Origin of the sequence: Endozoicomonas sp. ALD068, assembly GCF_049310145.1 — a bacterium.
Lineage (GTDB): Bacteria > Pseudomonadota > Gammaproteobacteria > Pseudomonadales > Endozoicomonadaceae > Endozoicomonas_A.
In genome coordinates, this window is the sequence record NZ_JBLYNU010000004.1 from 1,219,011 (window position 1) to 1,234,567 (window position 15,557).

The 15,557-nt window shown below is 48.3% G+C and carries 15 protein-coding genes and 1 tRNA gene; 9 read left to right on the top strand and 7 right to left on the bottom strand.

What is annotated here, in order from left to right; all coding sequences use genetic code 11:
• Positions 1–2 precede the first annotated feature (2 nt).
• From ACO6V5_RS03935 to ACO6V5_RS03955, 5 genes are all read right to left on the bottom strand, one after another.
• Positions 3–749, bottom strand: coding sequence for a DUF4194 domain-containing protein (locus ACO6V5_RS03935; protein ID WP_422134254.1), 747 nt, complete (start codon positions 747–749; stop codon positions 3–5).
• A gap of 4 nt (positions 750–753) precedes the next feature.
• Positions 754–2,250: a DUF3375 domain-containing protein gene (locus ACO6V5_RS03940; RefSeq protein WP_422411654.1), complete on the bottom strand. Its 1,497-nt coding sequence runs from the start codon at positions 2,248–2,250 to the stop codon at positions 754–756.
• A 264-nt stretch (positions 2,251–2,514) separates the two neighbouring features.
• On the bottom strand, positions 2,515–2,748 hold the full coding sequence (locus ACO6V5_RS03945) for a hypothetical protein (RefSeq protein ID WP_422134252.1): 234 nt from the start codon (positions 2,746–2,748) through the stop codon (positions 2,515–2,517).
• 666 nt (positions 2,749–3,414) lie between these two features.
• On the bottom strand, positions 3,415–3,795 hold the full coding sequence (locus ACO6V5_RS03950; RefSeq protein WP_422411652.1) for a hypothetical protein: 381 nt from the start codon (positions 3,793–3,795) through the stop codon (positions 3,415–3,417).
• A complete protein-coding gene (locus ACO6V5_RS03955) occupies positions 3,792–4,286 on the bottom strand; it encodes a hypothetical protein (RefSeq protein WP_422134250.1) in 495 nt (164 codons plus the stop codon). The genes ACO6V5_RS03950 and ACO6V5_RS03955 overlap by 4 nt, the downstream gene beginning before the upstream one ends.
• A gap of 1,055 nt (positions 4,287–5,341) precedes the next feature.
• Between ACO6V5_RS03955 and ACO6V5_RS03960 the strand changes: the two genes are divergently transcribed.
• The gene (locus ACO6V5_RS03960; protein ID WP_422138307.1) at positions 5,342–5,764 is read left to right on the top strand and encodes a hypothetical protein; all 423 of its coding nucleotides are present in this window, start codon (positions 5,342–5,344) and stop codon (positions 5,762–5,764) included.
• 136 nt (positions 5,765–5,900) lie between these two features.
• Positions 5,901–6,413 carry a hypothetical protein gene (locus ACO6V5_RS03965; protein ID WP_422134248.1) on the top strand — a complete coding sequence of 171 codons (513 nt, stop codon included), beginning with the start codon at positions 5,901–5,903 and terminating at the stop codon, positions 6,411–6,413.
• Positions 6,414–6,426: 13 nt separating this feature from the next.
• On the opposite strand, the gene ACO6V5_RS03970 is transcribed toward ACO6V5_RS03965, so the two are convergent.
• Positions 6,427–6,513, bottom strand: a tRNA-Leu gene (locus ACO6V5_RS03970).
• 295 nt (positions 6,514–6,808) lie between these two features.
• Between ACO6V5_RS03970 and queA the strand changes: the two genes are divergently transcribed.
• The 6 genes from queA (at position 6,809) to ACO6V5_RS04000 (ending at position 13,275) form a co-directional block, all read left to right on the top strand.
• Complete coding sequence (gene queA, locus ACO6V5_RS03975; protein WP_422134247.1) at positions 6,809–7,834, top strand: tRNA preQ1(34) S-adenosylmethionine ribosyltransferase-isomerase QueA; 1,026 nt, start codon at positions 6,809–6,811, stop codon at positions 7,832–7,834.
• Between the two features lie 140 nt (positions 7,835–7,974).
• Positions 7,975–9,087, top strand: a complete 1,113-nt coding sequence (tgt, locus tag ACO6V5_RS03980; protein ID WP_422137121.1) for a tRNA guanosine(34) transglycosylase Tgt — start codon at positions 7,975–7,977, stop codon at positions 9,085–9,087.
• A 67-nt stretch (positions 9,088–9,154) separates the two neighbouring features.
• Complete coding sequence (gene yajC / locus ACO6V5_RS03985; protein ID WP_422134246.1) at positions 9,155–9,493, top strand: preprotein translocase subunit YajC; 339 nt, start codon at positions 9,155–9,157, stop codon at positions 9,491–9,493.
• Between the two features lie 219 nt (positions 9,494–9,712).
• Positions 9,713–11,575: a protein translocase subunit SecD gene (gene secD / locus ACO6V5_RS03990; protein ID WP_422411649.1), complete on the top strand. Its 1,863-nt coding sequence runs from the start codon at positions 9,713–9,715 to the stop codon at positions 11,573–11,575.
• Between the two features lie 10 nt (positions 11,576–11,585).
• The gene (gene secF, locus ACO6V5_RS03995) at positions 11,586–12,536 is read left to right on the top strand and encodes a protein translocase subunit SecF (RefSeq protein WP_422134244.1); all 951 of its coding nucleotides are present in this window, start codon (positions 11,586–11,588) and stop codon (positions 12,534–12,536) included.
• 199 nt (positions 12,537–12,735) lie between these two features.
• Positions 12,736–13,275, top strand: a complete 540-nt coding sequence (locus ACO6V5_RS04000; RefSeq protein WP_422134243.1) for a hydrolase — start codon at positions 12,736–12,738, stop codon at positions 13,273–13,275.
• A 212-nt stretch (positions 13,276–13,487) separates the two neighbouring features.
• Here the strand turns inward: ACO6V5_RS04000 and ACO6V5_RS04005 are convergent, their stop codons facing one another.
• A complete protein-coding gene (locus tag ACO6V5_RS04005; protein WP_422134242.1) occupies positions 13,488–14,303 on the bottom strand; it encodes an inositol monophosphatase family protein in 816 nt (271 codons plus the stop codon).
• 411 nt (positions 14,304–14,714) lie between these two features.
• On the opposite strand from ACO6V5_RS04005, the gene trmJ reads away from it, so the two are divergent.
• The gene (gene trmJ, locus ACO6V5_RS04010) at positions 14,715–15,515 is read left to right on the top strand and encodes a tRNA (cytosine(32)/uridine(32)-2'-O)-methyltransferase TrmJ (protein ID WP_422413454.1); all 801 of its coding nucleotides are present in this window, start codon (positions 14,715–14,717) and stop codon (positions 15,513–15,515) included.
• Positions 15,516–15,557 lie beyond the last annotated feature (42 nt).

Sequence of the window (15,557 nt, forward strand, 5' to 3'; positions counted from 1 at the left end):
GCTTACTGCTCTGCCTCATCACGGACAATGGTCGTGGAAACGTCATCAGACGGACTGTGTAATTGTTTGAAGTGGTTCAACAAGGTTTGTAGGCTCTCAGGATTCGCCAGATGTGTGATGATGGGTCGAATGGTTACTGTTTGCTGTTTGTCGTCTACTGAAACCAGTCCGTGGATGGAGAGTTTGTCCAGCAGATTATCCAGTCGCTTGCGTTCACGGGAGTCGCTCCCCATATCACCCAGGTAGACCTGAAGCTGGGAAAGCAGTTCTTCAATGTCAACCCGTGCATCACTGGCACCAATCCCGGCTTCTTGTTCATGGGCGATATACTGTTGTCGCAGTATGGCGATCAGGAGAGATTGTTCCATAGTAATCCGTTGTCGCCTGACCAGTGGATGTGTCCATTCATCACTGTCTGCCCCGTCTTCTTCCTGGTTTTGCCAGAGGTCGCTAACCACCAGAAATGCAAGGCCACGGATATCATCAATGGTGAGTTTCAGATCCAGAGGTTCCAGAATTTGATTGATCTGCTCCCGGGAGACGACGGACTGTTGATAGAGATTGGGTCGACGGCTGGCTTCAAGATAACCGAATTTCATCAGCTCCTGTACAGCCTTCTTTATGTTTTTAGCCGTTACTGTGGTGGAGTTTTCATGCTGCTGGCTGGTGGACTGGTCTTCTGGAACATCTGCCGGGGGCTGCTGTTTCTGCGTCCCGGAAGCAATCAGTTGGTCAAAAAAATCGCTCATAGTTTTACAGTTCCCAATTAATGGCGGACAGGGTTTCCCCTTCCAGATTAGCTTTTGGCAGATAGAATCGGAGCCAATGTCCATCGCGGTCCTGAATATCCAGTTGCTCCTCATCCTGATCGATAATCAGTTCCGCTTCCCTGGCCATGCTTAACCAGAGTGCCAGGGTTTCCAGGTCGTGCGTCGGGGGCAGGTGTTCTGCCAGCTCGGCGATGGTCATGGGGGTGCCCCGGCGCTTTAACAGGGCAATGGTCTGTTCCAGAAGGGCTTCTCTGTCCAGACCATCAAAGGCGTCCCAGAAATCATCGTCCAGCTCATTCAGATCGACGGCACCATGAGTGAGCAATAGCTCCCGGGACTCCAGCTGCTCAAGGGATTTGAACGTCAGTCGTTCAATCAGAGGCAGTCCGGATAAGGGGATGGCCAGCGGTTTGAATGGCGCGGGGGCGCGTCGTAATTTCTGGCTCTGCCAATCCAGATTCAATGCGCTTTCCATAATGTCGTTCAGCAGCTGTCCCACGCGATGGTGCTCGGTTGCCAGTCCGGATTTCAGAAAACCTTTCACATCGCGTTCGCTGCGGGCCCTGGCACGAATTACATATTCGGACTCCCGGACCAGGCTGGAGGTGAGCCAGCGCAGTTCGGCGGACTGCGGTTGTGTCAGGGCCTTGCGGCAGGGGGCACTGCCAAGAATACTCCGTAATTGATGCTTCATATTCTCCAGCTCAACCGAGTGGCTTAGCTGCTGATAAAATCCGTGGAAAACCTGGCCTTCGGGTGTGTTCAGGAGGTGGTCGTGGCTATCGAGCAGGCGGTCGACGATCTCTCCCCGGTGGTGCTGTTCACTGATAATGGATTGGCGGAGGTGTCGGTCTGCCTCCCGATAGGAATCTTCAACTCTGCGAAAGTCCGACTTCAGTGTCATGGCCAGGTTATAAACTTCCCGTATATTTTCCACTGCAGATGGCCCGTCAAGCACTTTAAATTCACCACGATTAACCCGTTCCAGCTCCTGTTGCAGTGCATCGATCTGTCGTTTCAGTGCATTTGCCCGACTTTTCTGATCGGGGTTGAGCTTGGCTTCAAGATTATCGATCTCCCGTTGAACGGTGGCCAGACGGGAAGCAGTAGACGTCATAATGCGGTTATCCATGCCGTCAATAAACTCCATGGCCTGTTGCAGGGCGTCCGTAGCAAACAGCTGACCTTCCCGTTCTACGATCAGCTTGCGTCGACGCCACTCTCTCATTTCCTTTTTGGCTAACAACAGAAAGTCTTCGGTATCGATATCGAACTCATCGTGATTGACAAACTGACTGAGAATTTCGGCCAGAAGGTGGAGGGCTTCTTCTTCTGATACTGCTTCCCGTTCCTGCTCGAACAGAGTCTTAAGGCAGCTGATCATCAACGGACCACGCCGGGATGCCAGCAGTTGCCAGGCTGGATTCTGGTTGCGGGCCAGCACAAGGTCGTTGCTGAGTTTACTATCGGGGGAGAGCATTTTTGTAGTCCCGTCAGGTGCTGGAATAGGGGCTGTTTTTATAATAGTTGGCGATATTATCGGACTACAGAACTTTTTAAAAGTTCATCGTCTTGATATGTCCTTGCCCTTTCCCTTTCCTTGACGATGGTTGCTAACAAAAGCCCTGAATTTTGATGCGGAGTTTTTCAACAAGGTTTGCAGGTTCTCGGGATTCGCTCCCCATATCCTTTAAATCAGTGGTTGCCGACAGGCAATCCACTGGTTTTGTTGTTAAGTGGCGTGTTACTTGCTGGCCAGGTGGTTCACGATCTGGATCAGAAGTTCTTCGCTCTTGTCGAAACGACGATCAACCGCTTTGAACTTCTCATCAACCGCTTTGAACTTCTCCCGTTGTTCATTGAGGATCAGAGAGACCACCCCGTGAGTAGTTTCAAGAGTTTTGTTGTTTTCTCGGAAGGCATACTCAAGGTGTTCAACCTTTTGCTCTAGCCTGGTAACTCTTGCCTCTAGCGACATAGGTACTACCCATTTTTATTGAATGAGCCATCAGAATAGCAGACTTTGAGAGATGGTACAGAGACACCTGACATCCAGACAGACTTGAAACTGGGAAAGCAGTTTTTCAATATCAATCTGTGCATCACTGGCACTAATTCCGGTTTCTTGGCCCGTATAAAACTGTCGAGTAGGCTAATTTTGATCACATGTATGCCTATTCATCAAACAAAGCATTCTTAAGTCATCAGTTAGCTGGTGATATATGACTTATCAATCCTTTGAAAATGACCAGATCATTGATACCGAACGGGGCGCATAATTGTTCCGTTCCACCTGCCATAATTCAGGGTATCTTGAACGGTAGCCAGAACACTACATGAGATTCATGGATTCATACTTCCCAATCAGTTCATTAATATTATTATGTTTCCAATAGTCATTACCAATATGGAGTTTTATTGAATTAGATCCAAGATCACCTGTAAACGTAATGATCGTTTCTCCATTTTTCGACTCCATTTTAACCCTGCCATTCTTTGAACTGGCCAAGGGAATAAGTACTCAACCATACGAAATCATATTTTCTGACTCATTGTTCAGGCACTCGCGGCAACTGCTCCTGCGTTGCTCTAGCTCCTGCATCCATGCAGTCGTGATGCGTTGCAACTCTGGTCACATAGCTTGCTATGTTGCCGTCGTTGCGCCTTGCAGAGCACCTGCCCAATAAGCCAGAAATATTCGATTCCGTATGGCTGAGTAGTTAATACTAACACCAACAAATTCTGTGGTTGGGATAATATTGATGCGGCATTTCAACAAATCTTTAAAAACCAGACATCCGACAATTTTATTTTTTGTATCGCTGGCATCCACTTTCAGGCGCACAGAAGGGTGATGTATTTTTTCCAAACGAGCTATCCTTGCACCTTTGAAGTCGAAAGAGTAAGGCGGTTTTCTATGCTTGTTAACTGTAAAGCCCCGGAGATCGGAATGCCCTTCATGGCGAATGGATTTCAAGGTTGGTGGCTGGGTGTCCTGATTTTGCACTTCATAAATATCATTCATTCGTCCTCCAGTTCCCACCCTGTATCATATCTATCCAGCGTATCAAGGTATTGTCTCAGCTCGGAGATTTTTTGTTCAATGGCTTCTCTTTCACTGGGGAATTTTTCTTTGTACCTAGGAAGATGTGCCAATGTAAAGTGTGTCACAGCTTGAATTGTAACTTTATCGCCTTTTGACCAGTTATTGTTGAGGGGATGGGTGAGTAAGTCATTAGCGACTTGCAGCACTTCATCGAGGCTCAGTGAGAGACAACCAGGAGCCTGCTTCTTCATCTGATTAACATGATCCCCGTAATACAAACTAACGGTTCTTTCCTGAAAAGACCGAAGACAATACCCCCTGTTTTCTGGCCAGCAATGAGAAAGTTTGTTACTAATATCACTGGTTTTAACCTCCATGCTACCAGCAAAAGCATGTCCGGCTTCTTCAGCAGTTGACTGGGGTACATCCACTTCTTGAGGTGGAGTATTGGTTCGAAATAAGCTAATCATTCCTGTTCTCCTCTTTGTTAGCGCATAAATTAGAGATTTTCTAACACATATATACTTTGACCAAAAAATCAGAAAATAGTTCAAGTGACCCACCTGAATGCTCAAGAAATTACTGAACATCTAAAGAATCTAGAGCCAGAATAACCTGACCGGCTTCTATCAGCAGCTGAGCCACTCGATTGAGCTGGAAAATATGAACCATCAATTACGGAGTATTCTTGGCAATTCCGCCTCCCGCAAGACCCTGACACAACAGCAGTCCGCCGAACTGTGCTGGCTCATCTCCAGCCTGGTCCGGGAGTCCGAATAGGTGATTCGTGCCAGGGCCCGCAGCGAACGGGATATGAAAAGGTTTCTGAAATCCGGACTGGCAGCCGAGCATCATCCTGTGGGACAACTGCTGAATGACATTTTGTAAAGCGCATTGAATCTGGATTGGGCGAGCCAGTAATTACGACGCAGCCTCGCGCCGTTCAAACCGCTGGCTATCCCCTCATCCGAACTGCCCCTGATCGAAAGACTGACGTTCAAATCCCTTGAACAGCTGGAGTCCCGGGAGCTTATGCTCACTCAAAGTGCCGTAGATCTGAATGAACTGGACGATGATTTCTGGGACGCCTTTGATGGTCTTGACAGAAAAGCGTTACTGTGAAGGGACCATTGCCTTCTTAAAGCGTAGGGGCACATCCATGACCATCGCTGAACAGGCGGAACACCAGCCCCCAACTCACGACCTGGAAACCCTGGCACTCTGGTTAAGCATGACAAGGAAGCGGAACTGATTATCGATCAGGATTAAGCATTTAGAAGTCATTCTCGATAGATTGCAGGCTTTCGATAAAATTCCACGGTCTATGGTAATGATCGATAGTGAGTATTTGATGAGTGCCGAGGTAGTTACCGAAAGTGATGAAAAGAAGATCAATAAATATTGAACTTTCAGTCAATTTACTTGCCCAATGTTTATTGGACTGAATGTTGTCAAAATTAAATCTTAAATAGGACTCTCACCCCATTGATTGATATTGGGTAAGTAATGAAAAGTAGTATTATCAATGAATCCACTTAGTAATAGTGTTGGCCAGTCCGGTTGCAGTGGTGGTTATAGCAATTCAGATGACGGATTGCCCCATAAAAATGAAAGCGCAGGCTCATACGTCAATCGCTCCGTTTCTCGTCAAAATCAGGACATCCAGCCTTCAATACAGAAACCCACTGGGCATGAAGAGCATTCTGATCGAGAGGGCTATTCCGATGCCGGAGGCTTTAGTGTTTTCAAGCATGAAGCACCACCTCTCTATTTTGGACACGACATAGTCAGAGCGGCAAGGATAGCTCGTTTGGAAAAATTACATCACCCTTCTGTACATCTGAAAGTGGATAGCTATCTTAAAAAGACAGTTGTCGGATGTCTGGATTTTAAAGAATTGTTGAAAGGCCGCATCGAAATTCTCCCAACCATATCAATTACTGATTGAAACGTATAAATCCAAGAACCTCATGTAGTTTTCTGGACCATCCAGTAGGTCATTTGAACTATTTTCTGATTTATTGGTCTTAACAACAGAGTTTAGAAAATCTCTAATTTATACAATCAAAAAAGGGAAAAAAGGAATGAACAGTATACCTCAAATCAGTACTGCAACTTCAGCAGTAAGCGGTTTGCCGCCAACAGATGATGAAGAAGTCGTCCGTGCTTTTGATGATAACAAGGAGGTTAAACCCAGTGATATTGGTAATGAACTTTCTCAACGTTGGCCAGAAAATGCAGGGTGTCTTCTTCAGGAAAGAAGCGTTGCTTTGTTTTGTGGGGATCGGGTCAAACAGATGCGTAGAGAAATCGAAGCTTTCTTGAGGTCTCTCGACTCTAATCATCATGGTTACTTTACAACCAAGTTCTATGATTTGCTAAAAGTTGCTGATGACACACTCTCTCACCCCCTCAACCAGGACTGGTCAAAGATTGATGCAGATATGATGAGTGGCCTGGCACATATGATAATTGCCCATCTTATTCATTATGGCAACGAACTCCCTAGTGAAAGAGTAATCATTGAACATAAAATAGAAGAGCTGAGACAATACATTGATACGATAAAACGTAACACTGTTGAAACCAGTGTATGAATGGGCTTACTTCTGGTACCGGTGGGCGGACTCGAACCGCCACGCCCGCAAAGGCGGGGGATTTTGAATCCCCTATGTCTACCAATTCCATCACACCGGCACTGTTTTCAGGACTGGGCTGTCCCGAGAAGATGTGGCGTAGTATACATAAGCCCGAATCGTTTTCAACAGCCGTTTTGCCCTGAGAGCTGGTATTCGGTATTTCTGATTATTTTTTCTTCCTTACGTAGTAACTGAAACCAAAGTGCATAGAATGTCGCCTGACAGAGTTGGAGTTTTACAGTATATTGTCCTGCTTTTTTTGAGAAATGGCCCTGTTTGCCCGTACTCGTGATTCGAATCGGTTGAGCTGTCTAAGGCTGTTTAGTTTTCAAGTACCAGGTCACACACCCACTATGCGCGTCAGTGATTTTGATTTTGAGCTGCCCGACGAACAGATTGCCCGGTTTCCTGCCAGGGAACGAACCGGTAGTCGTCTGTTGCGGCTTGATGGTCCGACAGAAACCATTACCCATGGGCAGTTTGCCGATGTAGAAAGTCTTCTGGAGCCCGGCGATCTACTGGTTATGAACAACACCCGGGTGATTCCTGCGAGGCTGTTTGGCCAAAAGGAGACCGGTGGTAAACTGGAAGTTTTGATAGAACGTGTTTTGGAAGAACGAAAAGTTTTAGCGCACATACGTTCCAGTAAAGCGCCTAAGCCCGGCAGCCGTATCTTTCTGGCTGATGGTTGTGTGCAAGCAGAAGTGACAGGTCGGCAGGGGGCTCTGTTTCTCATTGACTTTGATATGCCCGTGCTGCCTCAGTTACAAGAGCATGGTCATATGCCGCTTCCTCCCTACATCGACCGTGAAGATGGTAGTGCGGATCGTCTGAGGTACCAGACGGTGTTTGCTCAAAAAGACGGTGCTGTGGCAGCGCCAACGGCCGGCCTGCATTTTGACGAAGCCATGTTACAACGCCTGAAAAATAAAGGTGTTGAGCAGGCTTTTGTTACTTTACACGTAGGTTCTGGCACTTTTCAGCCAGTGCGGGTTGAGCATATCGCCGACCATGAAATGCATTCTGAGTACATAGAGGTGCCGGAAGAAGTCTGCGAAGCAGTCAATGCCGCTCGTGCCCGGGGTAGCAAAGTGGTGGCTGTAGGGACTACATCGGTACGTTCCCTGGAGTCAGCGTCCAGAGATGGGGAAATCAAACCCTTCTTCGGTGATACCGATATCTTTATTTTCCCGGGTTATGAATTCCGTTCTGTAGATGCAATGATCACGAACTTCCACCTTCCACAGTCAACATTGCTGATGCTGGTCAGTGCCTTTTCAGGCAAAGACGCCATACTTCGGGCTTATAACGAGGCGGTGAAAGAAGGCTATCGATTCTTCAGTTATGGCGATGCCATGTGGCTGACCCGCAAAGCCTGAATATGAAAGTCGGTCGTCGGGCTTGAAAAAAACGGATCCGTTCCCACCTTAAACTTGATTTTATTTTAGATATGACTCCGACGAATGCAGTCTGCTGTGTCGTCTGAATTGAGAGGCTCATGAGTAGAGAAGAGTGCTTCATGCAGTTCCAGGAGCTCGCCACTGATGGTGAAGCTCGACGTGGACGGCTGACCTTTCCCCGTGGCACGGTTGAAACGCCCTGTTTTATGCCCGTTGGTACCTATGGCACCGTTAAAGGTATGATGCCCAGGGATATTGCCGACACCGGCGCGGAGATTATTCTCGGGAATACTTTCCATCTGATGTTGCGTCCCGGCACTGAAATTATCCGTGAGCATGGGGATCTGCACGATTTCAATCAATGGCAGGGGCCGATTCTGACCGACTCGGGTGGTTTTCAGGTTTTCAGTCTGGGCAAATTGCGCAAGATCACTGAAGAAGGTGTTTCTTTCAAGTCGCCTGTGGATGGTTCTCCTGTATTCCTGAGCCCGGAAGTCTCTATGCAGGTTCAGCGTGAGCTGGGTTCAGATATTGTCATGATCTTTGACGAGTGTACCGATGGCGAGGCTTCTGAAAAGGAAGCAGAAGCGTCCATGGAGTTGTCCCTTCGTTGGGCCAAGCGCTCCAAACAGGCTCATGGCGACAGTCCTTCGGCTCTGTTTGGGATTATCCAGGGCGGCATGTTTGAGCATCTGCGCGATCGTTCTCTGGAAGGGTTGACCGAGATTGGCTTCGATGGTTATGCCATTGGCGGTCTATCTGTGGGTGAGACCAAGGCGGATATGATGCGTATTCTGTCGCATATTACCAATAAGGTGCCCGAAGGTTATCCACGTTACCTGATGGGCGTAGGCAAGCCGGAAGATATTGTTGAAGCCGTACGCCGTGGTGTGGATATGTTTGACTGTGTGATGCCGACCCGAAATGCCCGCAACGGCCATCTTTTTGTAGACGAAGGTGTCATTAAAATTCGTAATGCCGTTCATAAGCGGGATAACCGGTCATTGGAAGAGGGTTGCGACTGCTATACTTGCCAGAATTTCAGTCGCTCCTATCTGCATCATCTGGACAAATGTGGCGAGATCCTGGGCTGTATGCTCAATACAATCCACAATCTTCGCTACTACCAGAGGGTCATGGCAGGTTTGCGAGACGCCATTGAACAAGGTAAATTGGACGACTTTGTCGAAGAGTTCTACCGAAAGCGTGGTCAGGCAGTGCCGGTACTTTAATTGGTCGGTAAGATCCTGTTTTTGATCTAACGGAATTTAACTGTGTATTGTTTTAAGGAGCATTTGAATGATCCCATTCATCAGTCCGGCATTTGCTGAAGCAGCTGGAGCAGCCCCAGCGGGTCCTGGCATGTACGGTCAGCTGATCATGCTGGGTGGTTTTGTCCTGATTTTCTGGCTGCTGATCTGGCGCCCACAGTCCAAGCGGGCCAAGGAGCACAAAAACCTGCTCAGCAATCTGTCAAAGGGGGATGAGGTCGTGACCACTGGTGGTATCGTTGGTAAGGTCGTAAACACTACCGATGAGTTTATTACCTTGAAGGTTGCTGAGAACATCGAACTGAATTTCCAAAAATCTTCAGTAGCTGCTTCTCTACCCAAGGGCACTATTAAAGCTATTCAGTGATAGTTATGAGCTAATTAACAGCCATGAGCTGTGGAAATTGTTTTTCTGAATCGTTGATGATGAAAAATTTTTTCAAGATAAAAAGCGTGACCGGGAATCGAGGATGGTTTCCGGTTATTTCTGGAGAAACGGACTTTGCCTGAGCATCAGGGAGAGTTTTGTTCCTTGAACAGGCTTCTGATCCAGGCATTTAAAATTTAGAACAGGAACCGGTGGGCCATGCTCAATCGATATCCGCTGTGGAAGTACCTGCTGATTGCAATCATCGTTGCCCTTGGCTTTGTGTACGCTCTGCCCAACTTGTACCCCGATGACCCTGCTATTCAGATATCGGGCGCCAGTTCATCTGAAACCATCAATGCTGGTGTGCAGGATAAGGCACAAAAAGCGCTTGCTGAGGCCAATATTGAGGTTAAGGCCAGTGATAATAATAACGATGCCTTGTTGATTCGACTGAAGCATGCTGATCAACAGCAGTTGGCTAAATCGGTGATTAAGGATGCCTTGGGCGATGACTACATCGTAGCGCTCAATCTGGCTCCGACGACACCAGAATGGCTGACATCCATGGGCGCCTACCCCATGAAGCTGGGTCTCGATTTGTCGGGGGGTGTGCACTTCCAGCTGGAGGTGGATACGGATCGGGCTGTTAAGACCAAGCTGGATATTTCGAATACTGAAATTCGTACACTGCTCCGAAAGGAAAGGTTGCGCTATCGCACTATGCCTGATCGTGTTGACGGTGCCCGTCAGCTGGCATTCCTGGATGAAGCAACCCGTGACAAGGCAGAGCGTCTGATCAAGCGCGAGTTTCCTGATTTGCTGGTAGAGGCTGAAGACCTGGGGGAGCGTTATGCTGTTTCCTATCGCTACTCCGAACAGTATATTCGTGAACTGGAGGATTATGCGGTCAAGCAAAACCTGACGACTGTTCGTAACCGTGTTAACGAGTTGGGTGTTTCTGAACCTCTGGTGCAGCGTCAGGGGCGTAATAGCATTGTTGTTGAGCTTCCGGGTGTTCAGGACACCGCAGAAGCCAAGCGTATTCTCGGTAAAACCGCTAACCTCGAGTTTCGTCTTGAGGCGCTGCCAAATGCTTCCCGCAGTAATTCGGAGGCTTTCAATTACCAGGGGCGTACTGTTAACCTGGAGCGCGACATAATTATCACCGGTGAGCGAGTTTCCAGTGCTCAGTCGAACTTTGATACCGAAAGTGGTCAGCCTCAGGTAAATATTAGTCTGGACAGTACCGGTGGCAAGAAGATGAATAACGCCACGCGGAATAATGTCGGGCGCAGCATGGCGGTCATCTTTATTGAGCAGAAGCCTGTCACTCGAACCGAATCCCGTGAAATTGACGGAAACCTGATCAAAGTTAAAGTGCCCGGTTTCCGTGAAGAAAAACGAGTGATCAGTCTGGCTACTATTCAGTCGGCACTGGGTAACCAGTTCCGTATTACTGGTCTGGATTCTTCGGGTGAAGCCTCTGAGCTGGCCCTGTTACTGAGAGCTGGCTCCCTGGCGGCGCCAATGTATTTTGTTGAAGAGCGAACAGTCGGCCCAAGCCTGGGTGCCGAGAATATCAAAATGGGGTTGGACTCCACTCTGATGGGATTGGGTCTTGTCGTCATGTTTATGGTGGTGGTCTACCGGGTTTTTGGTTTGCTGGCGAATATTGCCCTGGCAATCAACCTGATGCTGTTGATTGCTGTCATGAGTATCTTTGGTGCTACCCTGACAATGCCCGGTATTGCCGGTATCGTTCTGACACTGGGTATGGCGGTGGATGCCAACGTGCTGGTGTTCTCGCGTATTCGAGAGGAGATTAAGCTGGGGCGTCCGGTACAGCGTGCGATTCATGATGGTTATGACCGTGCTTTTGTATCAATTTTTGATGGTAATATTACTACGCTTTTGGTCGGTCTGATTCTCTTTGCCGTGGGAACCGGTCCAATCAAGGGCTTCGCTGTGACTCTGTCTATCGGTATCGTCACATCCATGTTCACCGCGATTATGGTGACCCGCTCACTGGTGAATCTGGTGTACGGCGGACGTCGTGATCTGAAGAAACTGAGTATCTGAGGTGGTCACAATGGCAGACAAGAAAGCAGCCTTGAGCGAAAAAGCAGCCTTGAGCGATAAAACCATTAATTTTATGAAGTTGCGTACCTACGCAACTATTCTTTCCGTTGTGATGATCCTGGGCTCCCTGGCTTCCCTGGCCACTAAAGGAATTAACTGGGGTCTGGATTTTACCGGCGGTACCTTGATCGAGCTGGTTTATGATCAGCCTGCTAACACGGAAGAGATTCGTAACCAGCTGGGTGAGGCTGGTTATAATGACGCCGTCGTGCAGGAGTTCGGTTCTGTACGTGACATTCTGGTTCGTATTCCCGGTGATGATCCGGCTCTGGGCCATAATATTGCCAGGCTGCTGGATCAGAATCACGATGGTAGCGTTGTCGTCAAGCGAGTAGAGTTTGTTGGTCCTCAGGTAGGTGAGCGACTGAGAGAGCAGGGTGGCCTGGGGATGCTGATGGCTCTGGGTATGGTTATGCTTTATATCGCTTTTCGATTCCAGTTCAAATTTTCTGTCGGTGCCGTTCTGGCGTTGACCCATGACACCATTATCGTTCTGGGATTGTTCTCCTTTATGCAATTGCAGTTCGACCTCACCGTTCTGGCGGCGATACTGGCGGTCATTGGTTACTCGTTGAACGATACCATTATTGTGTACGACAGAATTCGTGAAAACTTCAGGAAACTGAGGAAGGGTGATGCGGATGAAATCATCAATGTTTCCCTGACTCAGACACTGGGCCGGACATTAGCAACCTCGGGTACTACCTTGATGGTGCTGCTCTCGCTGTACCTGTTTGGTGGTGAGATGATCAATGGTTTTGCCACAGCGCTGATTGTAGGTATTGGTGTGGGTACTTATTCCTCCATCTATATTGCCTCCAATCTGCTGATCTACATGAAGATCAGTCGTGAAGACCTGATTGTTCCTGTTAAGGAAGATGACGCTGATCACAGACCTTGATGGCTGTCGTCAACAGGTATCTTTATTGAGACACCTGTCAGTCTGATGAAGAACCGGCCGTATAAAGGCCGGTTTTTTTTGCGCTCTGACTCAATATTTTAAATCTTGTCACGCTGCATAAAAAGCAATCTGTGCAATGGCTTTGGTTCAGGTCCCAAATATTATTAAACTGTTTGTACTACCGCGTTGAGGTGTCAGTATGCTGAGTCAGAATAATACTGCTCTGGTTGTTGTTGATGTTCAGGGTAAGCTTGCCACATTGATGTATAAGCAGGAGAAAATGCATGACGCTCTGGTGAAAATGATCAAAGGGGTTCGAATGCTGAATTTGCCTGTTTTATGGCTGGAGCAGTTGCCCGAAAAATTGGGACGAACGACTCCAGAAATTGCAGATGAGTTGGAGGGTGTGGCCCCCATAGCCAAGACAACATTCAGTGGTTGTGGGCAGCAAAAGTTTATGGATTCATTGATGGCAACTGGAAAAACATGCATTTTACTGGCAGGTATTGAGACTCATATTTGTGTCTATCAGACGGCTCTGGATTTAATGGCTTCAGGCTACGAAGTCGAAATAGTGGCTGATGCGACTTCATCCAGATCTAAGCACAGCAAGCGACTGGCGTTAGATAAATTGGCACGCAAGGGTGTTGAGATGACCAATGTTGAAATGGCACTGTTTGAACTGATGAAAACCGCCGGGAGTGATGTTTTTCGAGACGTGGCGAAACTGGTGAAATGACTTTGCCTGAAAAGCGAGCCTTAGCCCGGAAGGGTAAGGCTCTAGGAGCCTGACCGAGAATAGCGCCCGTAGCGAGGACGGCAGAAAATTGAGGATGAAAATTCGGTTTTGTGAGGAGAATAGCGAGCTATTTGACGAACAAAAGCGGATTTTCAGACCAATTTGCTGCCGCCGCAGTAGGGCAGACTATTCTCGGTCAGCCTCCTAGGAGGTTAGCGTCCCATGTTTTCGTGGGCAAATGGGCGAATACGTTGCAGTACTTCCTTGAAGCATTTGGGGTTGGCGGCAACGACCTGTCCCTTGTCCAGGAAGTCGTGTCTGCCATTGAAATCGCTGCACAGACCACCGGCTTCCTGGATTAATAGTATGCCAGCTGCCATGTCATATTTCTGCAGACCGAATTCCCAGAATGCGTCCAGACGGCCGCAGGCAACGTAGGCCAGATCCAGTGCAGCAGCCCCTGCGCGACGAATGCCGGCGGTATCGCCCAGTAAGGTGCGCATCATGTTCAGGTAGCCATCCAGATAGTTCAGGTTGTTGCCGGAGAAAGGGATGCCTGTCCCGATTAATGCACCTTCAAGGCTTTTGCGACTGCTTACGCGAATGCGTTTGCTGTTCATTGTGGCGCCTTGTCCACGACTCGCGCAAAATGCTTCGTCACGAATGGGGTCAAGCACAACAGCGTGTTCAATGCGGCCGCGATATTGACAGGCGATGGAAATAGCAAAAGTGGGGATGCCACGGATGAAGTTGGTGGTGCCATCCAGTGGGTCAATGATCCAGAGGTAGTCCTTACCTTCACCTTTTCCTTCAATAGTACCGGACTCTTCACCAAAGAATCCGTGGTCGGGGTACGCCTTCTTTAATGCGCCGATAATGGTTTTCTCGGAAGCTCTGTCGACTTCAGTGACAAAGTCGTTCCGGTCTTTTGCCTGCACCTTGAGACTCTCGAGGTCTTGATGGGCGTGAAGGATGATTTCGGCGGCCGAGCGAGCTGCTCGCAAGGCCATATTCACCATGGGTTGCATAGGCTGGACTACGTCTGACTGTGAAAGATCGAAATGCTGACCGAGGGGGTCGGCAGCCTGGTACAGACTGGTTTCCTACACGGAAAATAAAGTTCCGGGTATTGGGCCAGTGACTGGGAAAACAAGCGGTGTAGTATAACAGTGTTATTTAAGGCTGGAAACCTTTCATTGTGCTTGTGTGTAGCCTCTGATTTAACGCTGATGATCAGGATGGAGGTATTGGTTGTTAACTATATCGGTTTTAAGGCCAATCGAAGCTTCCCTTACGTGGCTGTCAGTCATTGTTTGGGTTAAACTCGTCGGCTTGATCGTATATATCATAAAAATCATCCGTTACAGATTTTGGATGGGTTTTATGGCATTTAATGAGCTTCTGGCTCCTTGTTTTTGGTGCAAACGAGATATCCCCCAGTGAGTGACGCAGTCGCAATTGAGCCTTTGGTGCTCGACAATATTTCCATTGTTCTGATTAATACCACTCATCCCGGTAATATCGGGGCGGCAGCAAGGGCTATGAAGACCATGGGGCTTAGTAAGCTGGTGTTGGTGGAGCCGCAGGAGTTTCCTTCAGGCAAGGCTAGTGCGCTGGCTTCCGGAGCGGATGATCTGCTGGCTCATGCCAGCGTGGTGAGTACTTTGGAAGAGGCAGTAGCTGACTGTCACTTTGTGGTCGGTACCAGTGCCAGAGTCAGAGGGGTGTCACTCCCTCTCGTTGATCCACGCGCCTGCGCTAACCAGATTCTTTCTGAAGCGAGTTCAGGAAATATTGCTATGGTTTTTGGCAGGGAGGATCGCGGAATGACTAATGAAGAATTACAGATGTGTCATCTTCAGGTGCATGTTCCGACCAATCCGGATTTCAGCTCGCTGAACCTCGGAGCTGCTGTCCAGGTTATGACCTATGAGTTGAGAATGGCATGGCTGGCTATAACTCGGGGTGAAGTTCCGCTACCTTCACCGCGAACCCATGAGCTGGCATCCCAGGATGATGTAGAGCGTTTTTATGAGCATTTATATAAGACGCTGATTCAAATCGGCTTTCTTGAGCACAGTAGTCATGAGAAGATTATGGCCAAGCTCAGGCGAATGTACGGTCGCATTCGTCCAGATCGCGTCGAGCTGAGTATCCTTAGAGGCATTTTGTCAGAGACCGGGAAGTTTGCAGGTTGTTCCGGCAGAACTGAAGAGGCTGAGGAGACTCAAAAGAAGTAAAAATGTACATTCAATAATAATAACAGCACCCAGAAAACAAGT

What these genes read in the sequence shown, in the direction of transcription:
- ACO6V5_RS03935 (WP_422134254.1), bottom strand. Translation starts at nt 749, where the DNA reads ATGAGCGATTTTTTTGACCAACTGATTGCTTCCGGGACGCAGAAACAG.
- yajC (WP_422134246.1), top strand. Translation starts at nt 9,155, where the DNA reads ATGATCCCATTCATCAGTCCGGCATTTGCTGAAGCAGCTGGAGCAGCC.
- ACO6V5_RS03950 (WP_422411652.1), bottom strand. Translation starts at nt 3,795, where the DNA reads ATGAATGATATTTATGAAGTGCAAAATCAGGACACCCAGCCACCAACC.
- ACO6V5_RS03965 (WP_422134248.1), top strand. Translation starts at nt 5,901, where the DNA reads ATGAACAGTATACCTCAAATCAGTACTGCAACTTCAGCAGTAAGCGGT.
- ACO6V5_RS03955 (WP_422134250.1), bottom strand. Translation starts at nt 4,286, where the DNA reads ATGATTAGCTTATTTCGAACCAATACTCCACCTCAAGAAGTGGATGTA.
- secF (WP_422134244.1), top strand. Translation starts at nt 11,586, where the DNA reads ATGGCAGACAAGAAAGCAGCCTTGAGCGAAAAAGCAGCCTTGAGCGAT.
- secD (WP_422411649.1), top strand. Translation starts at nt 9,713, where the DNA reads ATGCTCAATCGATATCCGCTGTGGAAGTACCTGCTGATTGCAATCATC.
- ACO6V5_RS03945 (WP_422134252.1), bottom strand. Translation starts at nt 2,748, where the DNA reads ATGTCGCTAGAGGCAAGAGTTACCAGGCTAGAGCAAAAGGTTGAACAC.
- ACO6V5_RS03940 (WP_422411654.1), bottom strand. Translation starts at nt 2,250, where the DNA reads ATGCTCTCCCCCGATAGTAAACTCAGCAACGACCTTGTGCTGGCCCGC.
- ACO6V5_RS04000 (WP_422134243.1), top strand. Translation starts at nt 12,736, where the DNA reads ATGCTGAGTCAGAATAATACTGCTCTGGTTGTTGTTGATGTTCAGGGT.
- queA (WP_422134247.1), top strand. Translation starts at nt 6,809, where the DNA reads ATGCGCGTCAGTGATTTTGATTTTGAGCTGCCCGACGAACAGATTGCC.
- tgt (WP_422137121.1), top strand. Translation starts at nt 7,975, where the DNA reads ATGCAGTTCCAGGAGCTCGCCACTGATGGTGAAGCTCGACGTGGACGG.
- ACO6V5_RS04005 (WP_422134242.1), bottom strand. Translation starts at nt 14,303, where the DNA reads ATGCAACCCATGGTGAATATGGCCTTGCGAGCAGCTCGCTCGGCCGCC.
- ACO6V5_RS03960 (WP_422138307.1), top strand. Translation starts at nt 5,342, where the DNA reads ATGAATCCACTTAGTAATAGTGTTGGCCAGTCCGGTTGCAGTGGTGGT.